The organism is Roseinatronobacter sp. S2 (assembly GCF_029581395.1).
In the GTDB taxonomy this organism is placed as follows: domain Bacteria; phylum Pseudomonadota; class Alphaproteobacteria; order Rhodobacterales; family Rhodobacteraceae; genus Roseinatronobacter.
Genome location: NZ_CP121113.1, coordinates 1,205,351 through 1,217,542, shown reverse-complemented (window position 1 = coordinate 1,217,542; position 12,192 = coordinate 1,205,351). Strand labels below are relative to the sequence as shown.

General features: G+C 62.4%; 8 protein-coding genes. All 8 read left to right on the top strand.

Features of this window, described 5'->3' with window-relative positions:
• The first annotated feature begins 69 nt into the window (after window positions 1-69).
• Genes P8S53_RS05670 through cysG form a run of 8 tightly spaced genes read left to right on the top strand, consistent with a single transcriptional unit; the run spans window position 70 to window position 11,963 of the window.
• Window positions 70-1,434, top strand: coding sequence for a CmpA/NrtA family ABC transporter substrate-binding protein (locus tag P8S53_RS05670; RefSeq protein WP_277806174.1), 1,365 nt, complete (start codon window positions 70-72; stop codon window positions 1,432-1,434).
• A gap of 35 nt (window positions 1,435-1,469) precedes the next feature.
• Complete coding sequence (locus tag P8S53_RS05665; protein WP_306417833.1) at window positions 1,470-2,540, top strand: ABC transporter permease; 1,071 nt, start codon at window positions 1,470-1,472, stop codon at window positions 2,538-2,540.
• Window positions 2,541-2,545: 5 nt separating this feature from the next.
• A complete protein-coding gene (locus P8S53_RS05660; RefSeq protein ID WP_277806173.1) occupies window positions 2,546-4,207 on the top strand; it encodes an ABC transporter ATP-binding protein in 1,662 nt (553 codons plus the stop codon).
• The gene (nirB, locus tag P8S53_RS05655) at window positions 4,207-6,648 is read left to right on the top strand and encodes a nitrite reductase large subunit NirB (protein ID WP_277806172.1); all 2,442 of its coding nucleotides are present in this window, start codon (window positions 4,207-4,209) and stop codon (window positions 6,646-6,648) included. Before P8S53_RS05660 ends, nirB begins: the two co-directional genes overlap by 1 nt.
• Window positions 6,645-6,992, top strand: coding sequence for a nitrite reductase small subunit NirD (gene nirD / locus P8S53_RS05650; RefSeq protein WP_277806171.1), 348 nt, complete (start codon window positions 6,645-6,647; stop codon window positions 6,990-6,992). The genes nirB and nirD overlap by 4 nt, the downstream gene beginning before the upstream one ends.
• Window positions 6,989-9,589 (top strand): nitrate reductase, encoded by a 2,601-nt coding sequence (locus P8S53_RS05645; RefSeq protein WP_277806170.1) that lies wholly within the window; start codon window positions 6,989-6,991, stop codon window positions 9,587-9,589. Before nirD ends, P8S53_RS05645 begins: the two co-directional genes overlap by 4 nt.
• A complete protein-coding gene (locus P8S53_RS05640; protein WP_277806169.1) occupies window positions 9,586-10,587 on the top strand; it encodes a glycosyl transferase family protein in 1,002 nt (333 codons plus the stop codon). Before P8S53_RS05645 ends, P8S53_RS05640 begins: the two co-directional genes overlap by 4 nt.
• Window positions 10,584-11,963, top strand: coding sequence for a siroheme synthase CysG (gene cysG / locus P8S53_RS05635; protein WP_277806168.1), 1,380 nt, complete (start codon window positions 10,584-10,586; stop codon window positions 11,961-11,963). Before P8S53_RS05640 ends, cysG begins: the two co-directional genes overlap by 4 nt.
• The last annotated feature ends 229 nt before the right edge of the window (window positions 11,964-12,192 follow it).

Below are 12,192 nucleotides of genomic sequence, written 5' to 3'. Positions count from 1 at the left end.
GCGCGATACCGGTCGGCGGCTTTTTTCGTTTCGGCCCCCAAATTCAGGCCACAGCCAGAGGACATCACCATGATCCGCAAGCTTCTCGCATCCACTTCTATCATCGCCGCATTCGGCGCGGCGTCCCTGCAAGCCGACACATTCCCTGAAATCGACGACCTGACACTGGGCTTCATCAAGCTGACAGACATGGCCCCGCTCGCCATTGCATACGAGCGCGGCTATTTCGAAGATGAAGGGCTTTTCGTCACGCTTGAAGCGCAAGCCAACTGGAAAGTGCTGATTGACGGCGTGATTGACGGCAACCTGCACGGCGCGCATATGCTGGCGGGCCAACCCTTGGCCGCAACCATCGGCTTTGGCACATCCGCCCATATCGTCACGCCGTTTGTCATGGACCTGAACGGCAACGCCACGACCGTGTCGAACGAAGTCTGGGACCTGATGCGCCCTGCCATACCGTCAGATGCGGACGGCAAGCCCGTCCACCCCATTTCCGCCGAAGCCCTGCGCCCCGCGCTGGAAGCGTTCGCCGATCAGGGCCGCCCGTTCAATATGGGCATGGTCTTTCCCGTCTCGACGCATAATTTCGAGTTGCGCTACTGGCTTGCGGCCGGGGGCGTTCATCCGGGCTACTATAGTGCGGACAATATAAGCGGCCAGATCGGTGCCGAAGCGCAGCTGTCCGTGACCCCGCCCCCGCAAATGCCCGCCACGCTGGAGGCAGGCACGATTTCGGGCTATACCGTCGGCGAGCCATGGAACCAGCAGGCTGTTGCCATGGGCATCGGCGTGCCGGTCGCGACGGATATAGATATCTTTCCCATGCGCGCCGAAAAGGTTCTGGGCCTGCGCGCCGATTTTGTCGAAGACAACCCCAACACCGTCCGCGCCCTGACCCGCGCGCTGATCCGCGCGGCCATGTGGCTGGATGCAGATGACAACGCCAACCGGGACGAGGCCGTGCAGATCATCAGCCGCACGAACTATGTGGGGGCTGATCCGGAAGTTCTGGCCAATTCCATGACCGGTACATTTGAATTCGAGCAGGGCGATGTGCGTCCGGTGCCCGATTTCAACGTGTTTTTCCGTGACTACGCCAACTTCCCCTTCGTGTCTGATGCCGTGTGGTATCTGACCCAGATGCGCCGCTGGGGCCAGATTACAGAAGCAAAAAGCGACGAGTGGTATGTTGAGACCGCGCGCAGCGTCTTTTTGTCCGACCTGTTTGAAGAGGCCGCACAATCACTGGTCGATGACGGGCTGGCACCGGCAGACGCCTTTCCCTTCGGCAGCGACGGCTTTCGCGATGTGGTCGATCACGCCATTGACGGCGTGCCCTACGATGGCCGCACCCCCAACGCCTATATCGACAGTCTGCCGATTGGTCTGAAGGGCGAACAAAGCGTCGTCGGTTCAGAGGTGCAGGGCTAAGGCCCCGCACCGGCCACAGGCAAGGAGTTTTTGATATGACTGCAATCGATCCCACCCAAGTTCAGGCAGAACGTCGCGCGCGCCTGTTCACGCGCATCAACAAGCTGGATGGCTGGTTCAAGGTTCTGGGCCTGTCGTTCATGACGCCACTTTTGCGGGCGCTGGCAGGCGACAACCCCAAGGCACAGGGCAAACAATTATGGCAATTGCTGGGGGTGCCCCTGCTGGCGATCCTTGGTTTTCTGCTGCTCTGGGGCAATCTGGCCCCGAAGGTTGAAACCTCGCTCGGGGCTATTCCCGGCCCTGTGCAGGTTTGGGAACAGGTGGGCGTGCTACACGCCGACCATGTGGCGGAACGCGAACGCGAAAGCGCGTTCATGGAACGCCAGGCCGCACGCAATGCCGAATTCATTGCCGCCGGTCAGGAAGACCGTGTGCGCGAACGCACCTATACCGGTTCACCCACCTATTACGACCAGATCTGGACATCGGTGAAAACAGTCTTCTTCGGTTTCATGATTGCGACCATTGTTGCCGTGCCGCTGGGCATTGCGGCGGGCCTGTCGCCCACCACGAATGCAGCCCTGAACCCGTTGATCCAGATATTCAAACCCGTCAGCCCGCTGGCATGGCTGCCGATTGTGACGATGGTTGTTTCAGCCGTTTATGTCACGCAGGACGGCATGTTCTCGCGCGCATTTCTGACTTCGGCCATCACGGTGACGCTGTGCTCGCTATGGCCCACGCTGATCAACACCGCCCTTGGTGTGGCCAGTATTGACCGCGACCTGATTTCTGTCAGCCGCGTGCTGAAGCTGAACACATGGACCAAAATCACCCGTCTGGTGCTGCCCTCTGCCCTGCCCCTTATCTTCACAGGGTTGCGGCTTAGCCTGGGTGTGGGCTGGATGGTGCTGATCGCGGCAGAAATGCTGGCGCAGAACCCCGGCCTTGGCAAATTCGTCTGGGACCAGTTCCAGAACGGGTCATCGGTCAGTCTGGCGCAAATCATGGTGGCAGTTTTCACCATCGGGATCATCGGCTTCCTGCTGGACCGGCTGATGTATGCGCTGCAATCGCTTTTCACCTTCTCGAATAACCGGTGAGCACAATGACCATTCTGGAATTCAAAAATGTCTGCAAGGGTTTTGGCACAGGGCTGAACCGCGAGGAAGTTCTGAAAGACATCTCCTTGTCGGTGAACGAGGGCGAGTTTCTGGCGATCCTCGGGTTTTCAGGCACTGGCAAAACAACGCTGATCAACCAGATCGCGGGCCTTGCCCAGCCTGACAGCGGGCAGGTTCTGTTCAGGGGCAAGCCCATCACCGGGCCGGGGCCGGAACGGGGGCTGGTGTTCCAGTCCTATTCGCTGATGCCATGGCTGACAGTGGCGGGCAACGTGGCGCTGGCGGTCGATGCCGTGCATAAATCCGCCAGCCGTGCAGCGCGTGCTGCCATGGTGGACAAGTTCATCGCCATGGTGGGCCTGAGCCACGCCAAGGGGCGTCGGCCTGCGGAACTGTCGGGCGGTATGCGCCAGCGTGTGTCAGTCGCGCGGGCCTTGGCCATGAACCCCGAAGTTCTGCTGCTGGATGAACCCCTGTCGGCGCTGGATGCGCTGACGCGCGCCAATCTGCAAGACGAGATTACGCAGATCTGGCAGGCCGATCAGAAAACCGTGGTGCTGATTACCAATGACGTGGATGAAGCGCTGCTGCTGGCCGACCGGATTATCCCGCTGAACCCTGATGGCACGCTGGGTGCGGCGTTCAAAGTGGCTATCCCGCGGCCACGCGCGCGCACCGCCATGAACAACGATCCGGTGTTCAAGAAACTGCGCGCGGATGTGACGAAATACCTGATGGATGTGGGCATCGCCGCCAAGGTCGAGGAAACGCGGGTCCTACCACAGGTCACGCCCCTTCACGGCACACCCAAAGCCTATGCCCAGGCCGCCAAAAGCGGGCTTGATGAGAAGTATCTGGAATTCTCGCAACTCTCCAAGGTGTATCCCACACCGGAAGGGCCGCTGACCGTGGTGGACCGGTTTGATCTGAAGATGAAGAAGGGCGAATTCATCAGCCTGATCGGGCATTCGGGCTGCGGTAAGTCCACAGTTCTGACCATGGCTGCGGGCCTCAATGACATCTCGGGCGGCGCGATCAAGCTGGACGGGATGGAAGTGCGCGGCGCGGACCCCGAACGCGCTGTGGTGTTTCAGGCCCCCAGCCTGTTCCCGTGGCTGACCGCCAAGGAAAACGTGGCCATGGGTGTGGACCGCGTATACCCGCGCGCTTCGCGGAGTGAGCGTCAGGACGTGGTGGAATACTACCTTGAACGCGTGGGGCTGGGCGATGCGATGGACCGGCAGGCGGCGGACATGTCAAACGGCATGAAACAACGCGTGGGCATTGCGCGGGCCTTCGCACTTAGCCCCAAGCTGCTGCTTTTGGATGAACCTTTTGGCATGCTCGACAGCCTGACGCGCTGGGAATTGCAGGAAGTGTTGATGGAGGTGTGGTCGCGCACCAAGGTGACTGCGATCTGCGTCACCCATGACGTGGATGAAGCGATCCTGCTGGCCGACCGCGTGGTGATGATGACCAATGGCCCGCGCGCGCGCATCGGCAAGATTGTCGATGTGAACCTGCCCCGCCCGCGCACCCGCAAGGCGCTGCTGGAACACCCCGATTACTACAATTACCGCGCAGAGGTTCTGCAATTCCTGGAGGATTATGAACATGGCGCGGACAAGAAGAAGGATGCCGCGTGATGAAACGCAAACTCGTAATCATCGGCGCGGGCATGGCTTCCGGGCGGGTGCTGGAACATCTTCTGGCGGCTGAACCGGAAGGCTGGGACGTAACCCTGTTCAATGCTGAACCGCGCGGGAACTATAACCGCATCATGCTTTCGCCGGTTCTGTCTGGTGAAAAGACCTATCAGGACATCGTCACCCATGATGATGATTTCTATGCGCAGCATAAGATCAACTGCCGCTTTGGCGAGGCCGTGGTGCGTATCGACCGCGAAAACAAGGTCGTCTATTCCAACGAGGGCGGCGCGCCCTATGACAAGCTGCTGATCGCCACGGGATCGGCCCCGTTTATCATTCCGGTGCCCGGCCACGACCTGCCCGGTGTGATCACTTACCGCGACATGGATGACACACAGGCCATGATCGACGCATCCGACAAACCCGGCGCAAAAGCGGTCGTTATCGGCGGTGGCCTGTTGGGGCTGGAAGCGGCGGCAGGGCTGAAGGCGCGCGGCATGGAGGTGGCAGTTATTCACCTGATGGGCCATCTGATGGAGCGCCAGCTGGACCCCGCCGCAGGCTACCTGCTGCAAAAGGATCTGGAGGCGCGCGGCATCACCGTGCATTGCAAGGGCGCCACCAAGGCCATTCTGGGCACGGACAGGGTAGAGGCGGTGTTGCTGGACGATGGCACCGTGTATGACGCAGATCAGGTGTGCATGGCGGTGGGCATTCGCCCGGAGGTGCGCATCGCAACCGATGCCGCCTTGGAAATCGGGCGCGGGATTACGGTGAATGACCAGATGGTCACGTCTGACCCCGATATTCTGGCAGTCGGCGAATGTGTGGAGCATAACGCGCAGCTTTTCGGGCTGGTCGCCCCGCTATATGATCAGGCGAAAGTCGTTGCTGCGACCCTGCTGAACAAGGACGCGGCCTTTCAGCCCGTCCAGACCGCAACCAAACTGAAGGTCACAGGCGTGGACCTGTTCAGCGCAGGCGATTTCGCCGATGCGAACGGGCGCGAGGATATCGTGTTCCGCGACCCTGCGCGCGGCGTCTACAAGCGGCTGGTGATCGAGGATAACCGCCTGATTGGTGCCGTCATGTATGGCGAAACGGGCGACGGGTCCTGGTTCTTTGGCCTGATCAAGGATGGCACGGATATTTCGGATATGCGTGACACGCTGATCTTTGGCCCCGCCTATCAGGGAGGGACCGGCGCGGACCCTTTGGCAGCCGTTGCAGCCTTGCCGCTTGATGCGGAAATCTGTGGTTGTAACGGCATTTGCAAAGGCACCATCGTTTCGGCGATCGAAGGGGGTGCGACTTCCCTTGCCGATATCAAGGCACAGACCAAGGCCAGCGCGTCCTGCGGCACCTGCACCGGGCTGGTGGAACAGGTTCTGGCCAGCACCCTTGGCGATGCGTTCAAGATGCCGGCCGCGCAACCCATGTGCGGCTGCACCGACCTGACGCATGAAGATGTGCGCCGCCTGATCAAGGCGCGCGAGTTGAAATCCATGCCGGCTGTCATGCAGGAGTTGGGCTGGAAAACATCCTGTGGCTGCCATGTCTGCCGCCCTGCGCTGAATTTCTATCTGCTGGCCGATTGGCCGGAAGATTATCACGATGATGCGCAAAGCCGTTTTGTCAATGAACGCAACCACGCCAACATTCAAAAGGACGGCACATATTCTGTGGTGCCGCGCATGTGGGGCGGCATGACCAACCCGCGCGAATTGCGCGCGGTTGCGGACGCCGCCGACAAATACGACATTCCGGCGGTCAAGGTCACAGGTGGTCAGCGTATTGACCTGCTGGGTGTCAAAAAGGAACATCTGCCCGATATCTGGGCCGATCTGAACGCGGCGGGGCTGGTTTCTGGCCATGCCTATTCCAAAGGGCTGCGCACGGTCAAAACCTGCGTGGGCACGGATTTCTGCCGCTTTGGCACGCAGGATTCCACAGGTCTGGGCATCAAGCTGGAAAAACGCCTTTGGGGGTCATGGACCCCGCATAAGGTCAAGCTGGCCGTGTCGGGCTGCCCGCGCAACTGCGCCGAGGCCACCTGCAAGGATGTGGGCATTGTTTGTGTCGATTCCGGGTTCGAAATTGGCGTGGGTGGTGCGGCAGGCATGGACCTGAAGGAAACCGAACGTCTGGCCAAGGTCGCGACGGAAGCGGAAGCCATCGATCTGACCGTGGCCTTTGTCCAGCTGTACCGCGAACACGCCAAATATCTGGACCGGCCCTACAAATGGCTGGCCAAGGTCGGGCTGGAATGGGTGCAGGCGCAGATTGTCGAGGATATGGACAATCGCGCGGCCCTGATCAAACGGTTCGATCTGTCGCAAACCATCTATCAGCGCGACCCGTGGGCAGACCGCGCAACCCCGCAGGCGAGGGCCGATTTCGCCCCATTAGCCGATCTGACGAAGGAGGCTGCGGAATGAACTGGCCCAATCAAAACTGGCTGGATATTGGCGCGCTGAATGACATTCCCCAACGGGGTGCGCGCGTGGTGAAAACCGTGCATGGTTGCGTGGCGGTGTTTCGCACGGGCGATGATCAGGTTTTTGCCATCGACGACCGCTGCCCGCACAAGGGCGGGCCGTTGTCAGAAGGCATCGTGCATGGTCATGCGGTCACCTGCCCCTTGCATAACTGGGTGTTTTCACTGGAAACCGGCATGGCACAGGGCGCGGATGAGGGGGCGGTTGCGACATACCCCGCGCGCATCGAGGGCGGACGCATTCTGCTGGATGCCAAGCGCCTGATCCGGGGGGCTGCTGCATGAGCGGGGTCCGCACCACCTGCCCCTATTGCGGCGTGGGCTGCGGGGTTCTGGTCACACCGGACGGGGCGGGCGGTGCAAGCGTCAAGGGCGACCCCGACCATCCGGCAAATTTCGGGCGGCTGTGCTCCAAAGGCACGGCGCTGGGTGAAACGCTGGGGCTGGACGGGCGCATTCTGACACCACAGGTGGACGGCCAGACCGCCACATGGGACGCGGCACTTGATCTGGTGGCAGACCGGTTTCAGACAGCCATCCGCGACCACGGCCCCGACAGCGTGGCGTTCTACCTGTCCGGCCAGATGCTGACCGAGGATTACTACGCCGCCAACAAGCTGATCAAAGGCTATGTCGGCACGGCCAATGTCGACACGAACTCGCGGCTGTGCATGGCGTCATCGGTTGCGGGCCACAAACGCGCGTTTGGCGCGGACACTGTGCCCGGCACATATGACGATCTGGATCAGGCCGATCTGGTTGTGCTGGTGGGCAGCAACCTGGCATGGTGCCATCCGGTGCTTTATCAGCGGCTGGTTGCTGCGAAAAAGGCGCGTGGCACAAAAGTTGTGGTGGTTGATCCGCGCCGCACGGCAACCTGCGACATTGCCGATCTGCATCTGGCACTTGCGCCGGGCAGTGATGCCGCGCTGTTCAACGCCGCCCTTGTCGCGCTGGCAGATCGCGGTGCTGTGGATGAAACCTACGTCGCGCGCCATGTCGCGGGGTTTGACGCGGCACTTGCCAGCGCCTGTGCCTCCGACCCTGCCATGACCGGGCTACCTGCGGGTGATCTGGCCACTTTCCTTGACTGGTTCACCACAACCGAACGTGTCGTCACCGTCTATTCCCAAGGGATCAACCAATCTGAAAGCGGCACCGACAAGGTGAACGCGATCCTCAACTGTCACCTTGCAACTGGTCGCATTGGCCGCCCCGGCATGGGGCCGTTCTCTGTCACCGGCCAGCCCAATGCCATGGGTGGGCGCGAAGTGGGGGGGCTGGCCAATATGCTGGCCTGCCATCTGGACATCGAAAACCCCGCCCACCGCGACGCCGTGCAGGGCTTCTGGAACAGCCCCACCATGGCCGACAAACCCGGCCTGAAAGCGGTCGAGATGTTTGACGCCGTGGCCCAAGGCCAGATCAAGGCGCTGTGGATCATCCACACCAACCCCGCCGTGTCCATGCCCGATGCCGATGCCGTAGCGCGCGCGATCAAGAACTGCGATTTCGTGGTGGTCAGCGATGTCACCCAGACCGACACCACACGGCTGGCCGATGTGATCCTGCCCGCAACCGCATGGGGCGAAAAATCCGGCACTGTCACCAATTCCGACCGCACCATAAGTCGCCAGCGCGCGTTTTTGCCCGCACCGGGGCAAGCCCGCGATGACTGGCGCATGATCGCGGATGTGGCCGCGCGCATGGGCTGGGGCGATGCGTTTGATTGGGAGGATGCAGGCGCTGTGTTCCGCGAATATGCAACCCTGTCGGGCGTGGCGGGCAATCTGGGGCGCGATTTCGACATATCAGGGCTGGCGCAGGCCGACTATGACGCCCTGCCCCCCACCCGCTGGCCAGTCAGCGCGCGCCAACTGGGCGGGCGGTTCTTTGCAGATGGCGGGTTCTTCACCCCCGATCAGCGCGCGCGGATGCTGCCGATCACCCCGCGCCTGCCCGTGGCCAAGACAGCGCCGCACTATCCGTTTCGCCTGAACACGGGCCGTGTGCGCGACCAGTGGCACACGATGACACGCACAGCCCTTTCGCCGCGCCTGAACCAGCATATTGCCGAGCCGTTTTTGGAAATCCACCCGGACGACGCCACCACCCTTGGTCTTGCACCCGCAACACTTGCGCGCGTCACCAGCCCACAGGGTGCGGCGATCCTGCGCGTGGCCATCACGGACCGTGTTCAGCGCGGGCAGATCTTTGCCCCCATGCACTGGACAGGGGACACAGCCCCCACAGGCCGCGTGGATGCACTGGTCGCGGCCGTCACCGACCCCGTATCAGGCCAACCCGAAAGCAAGGCTTCGGTGGTGGCAGTCACTGCTTTAAGCCCTGCATGGTATGGCTTTGCCGTATCAGTCGGGCCACAAACGCCCGATGCCGCCTATTGGGCGCGCGCGCGCCACGCTGGCGGCTGGCGGTGCGAGTTGGCAGGGATGGAGGCGCCCGTAGATTGGGAGGTCTATGGGCGCGCCCTGTTCAACTTGCCGGACGCCACCTGTCTGAGTGTCGCAGACCGCAAACGCGGCACGCACAGGCTGGCGTTCATGCAGGACGGGCGCACGCTTGCCGCGCTGTTTGCCGCGCCTGAACCCGTGCAGCTTGCGCGCGGGCATCTGGCGGCACAGGTCGGACAGGCGGGCGCGGCCCTGCTGGCCGGTCGCCCCGGTGCAGGTGTGGTCGATCCCGGCCCAACGGTCTGCGCGTGCCTGAATGTCGGGCTGAACACGATCACAGCGGCGATTGCAGCGCAAAATCTGATCTCGGTCGAGGATATCGGCACAGCGCTACAGGCCGGCACAAGCTGCGGGTCCTGCCGCCCCGAACTGGCCGCCCTTCTGGCCGGACGGCTGGAGGCGGCAGAATGACCCTTGCACCCTATATCCACGCCATGGGGCGCGGGCCGGGGCGCGCGCGCCACCTGACAGGGCCTGAAGCCGAGGACGCCATGCACCTGATCCTGTCGGGCAAGGCCGACCCGCACGCCATTGGCGCGATGCTGATGCTGATGCGCTATCGCGGCGAAATCCCCGATGAAATCGCAGGCTTCGTGCGGGCCATGCGCAGCACAATCCCAACCCTGCCGCAGGTCGATCTGGATTGGCCAAGCTATGCCGCCGGGCGCACGCGTGGCCTGCCATGGTTCTTGCTGGCGGCAAGGCTAGTTGCGCAAAGCGGCGCGCGGGTGCTGCTGCATGGGTGGAATTCGCACCAGTCCGACGGGGCCGATGTGCGATCAAGCCTGTCATATGCGGGGATCTGTCAGGCACGCGGTCCCGATGACGCCGCACGCCTGCTGGACCGCCATGGCATCACCTATCTGCCGTTGGAAACCTTCGCCCCGCGCGCGCTGGACCTGTTGCGCCTGCGCGAGGTTCTGGGCCTGCGGTCTTGCGTGAACACCGTCTGCCGCGTGCTTAATCCGGCGGGCGCGCGCGCCGCCGTGCAGGGCGTGTTCCACCCCCCTTACCGCAACCTGCAACAAGCGGCAGGCGCGGCCCTGTCCCAGCACGATCTGTGCATCCTGAAAGGCGGCGGCGGCGAATTTGAACGCAACCCGAGCAAGGATGTTACGCTGTTTCGCCTGCGTGCGGGCGTGCCCATGGAAACCGTGCTGCCACCGCTGCTGGATCAGGCGCGCAAACTGGCCGATGCCACATTTGCGCCCGACGCCCTACAGGCCCTGTGGCACGGCACGCTTCAGGATGAATTCGCGCAATCCATCGTCACCGGCACGGCGGCGGCTGCGCTGATTGCCCTTGGCCACACGCCGGATAACGCCAGTGACCTGGCAAAAGCCCTGTGGGACGACCGCCGCCCAAGCACCCAAGCAACCCGATTTCAGCAAGGAGCCAGTGCGCCATGAAAACCTTTCCGATGTTTCTGCAAATGGCTGGTCGCCATGTCGTCATCGTGGGCGGTGGCGAACAGGCCGCGCAAAAGGCGCGCCTTATCCTGAAAACCGAAGCGCGCATTGTGCTGGTTGCCCCGGATCTTGATCCCGAACTGACCGCGCTGGTCCGTGAAGGGCGCGCCACGCAGGTCAAGACCCTGTCGGTCGATGTGTTTCGCGGCGCGGCGCTGGTTTTCGTGGCGACAGGGTGCGTGGGACTGGATTACGCCGCCCATGCACTGGCCAAGGAAGCGGGTGTGGTGGTCAATGTGGTGGACCGGCCCGCATTATGCGACGCGGTCACACCGTCGATCGTGGATCGTGATCCGGTTGTGGTGGCCATCTCGACCGAAGGGACCGCACCCGTTCTGGCCCGTCAGATCCGGTCCAGAATGGAAACGCTTCTGGAACCGGGTCTGGGCGGGCTTGCGGCACTGGCCGGACGCCTGCGCCCCGAAGTGGCCCGCCGCATTCCACGCGATGAACGGCGCTTCTTCTGGGATTGGGTGTTCAACGGACCGCCCCGTCAGGCCATGGCGCGCGGCGCCGCACGCGAGGCGGCAACCCTGATCAAGGACACGCTGGCGGCAACTGGCGCAGGGCAGATGCAGGGGTCCATCGCATTGGTGGGGGCCGGACCGGGGGCTGCGGATTTGCTGACCCTGCGCGCGCTGCGCCTGCTGCAAGACGCCGATGTGATCTATTATGACCGTCTGGTTGACCCTGCCGTGCTGGACCTTGCCCGCCGCGATGCCGAACGGGTGTTTGTCGGCAAGGAAGTTGGTGCCAGTTCGTGGCCGCAAGACCGGATCAACGCGGTCATCGTTGCCGCAGCAAAACAGGGGCGCAAGGTCGTGCGGCTGAAATCCGGTGATCCGGGCATTTTTGGCCGTCTGGCCGAAGAACTTGATGCCGCACACGCAGCACATATCCCGATCGAGATTGTCCCCGGCGTGACATCCGCAAGTGCGGCAGCGGCCAGCCTTGGCCGCGGGTTGACCGAACGCGGGGCGACCGATCGCTTGATGCTGGCCACAGCCGCCTGCAAACCGGGTGACCCGGACCCCGACTGGGCTGCCATGCTCCGGCCCGGCACAACGCTTGCCGTTTACATGGGTGTCAAGAAAGCATCGTGCATCGTTCGCAGCCTGCAAGATGCAGGAACCCCCATGTCCCTTGAGGTCGAGATCATAAGCAATGCATCAACCCCGCGCGAAAGGGTGACACGTTGCATGCTGGATCAGTTGCCAGCAACCTTGGTTCAGGACGGCATTGAAAACCCCGCAATCATCTTCATCCGCTGGCCCAAGACTGGACGCGCACAGGCGCGATCAGACTTCGCGGCGTGAATGCACCTGCCATGGCAGGCTTGCGCACAACCCTGCCAGACAGCGCATAAGCAAGGTATTCAGGCGAAACCGCATTCAGCGGTTCCCCTGCTGCATGCGCAGCGCCGTTGTCACAGGGCTTGCAGGTGGCATGGCCGTAGCAAACGCCAGGTGCCGAACATCCGGTCCGGCGCTGGAAACCTGATCGTCCTTGGTGTACCCACCAGCCATGTTTGCGCGAACAAAATAC

Bases quoted from the DNA above. Each gene is read 5' to 3' on its own strand.
- P8S53_RS05670 (WP_277806174.1), top strand. From the start codon at position 70: ATGATCCGCAAGCTTCTCGCATCCACTTCTATCATCGCCGCATTCGGC.
- P8S53_RS05665 (WP_306417833.1), top strand. From the start codon at position 1,470: ATGACTGCAATCGATCCCACCCAAGTTCAGGCAGAACGTCGCGCGCGC.
- P8S53_RS05660 (WP_277806173.1), top strand. From the start codon at position 2,546: ATGACCATTCTGGAATTCAAAAATGTCTGCAAGGGTTTTGGCACAGGG.
- nirB (WP_277806172.1), top strand. From the start codon at position 4,207: ATGAAACGCAAACTCGTAATCATCGGCGCGGGCATGGCTTCCGGGCGG.
- nirD (WP_277806171.1), top strand. From the start codon at position 6,645: ATGAACTGGCCCAATCAAAACTGGCTGGATATTGGCGCGCTGAATGAC.
- P8S53_RS05645 (WP_277806170.1), top strand. From the start codon at position 6,989: ATGAGCGGGGTCCGCACCACCTGCCCCTATTGCGGCGTGGGCTGCGGG.
- P8S53_RS05640 (WP_277806169.1), top strand. From the start codon at position 9,586: ATGACCCTTGCACCCTATATCCACGCCATGGGGCGCGGGCCGGGGCGC.
- cysG (WP_277806168.1), top strand. From the start codon at position 10,584: ATGAAAACCTTTCCGATGTTTCTGCAAATGGCTGGTCGCCATGTCGTC.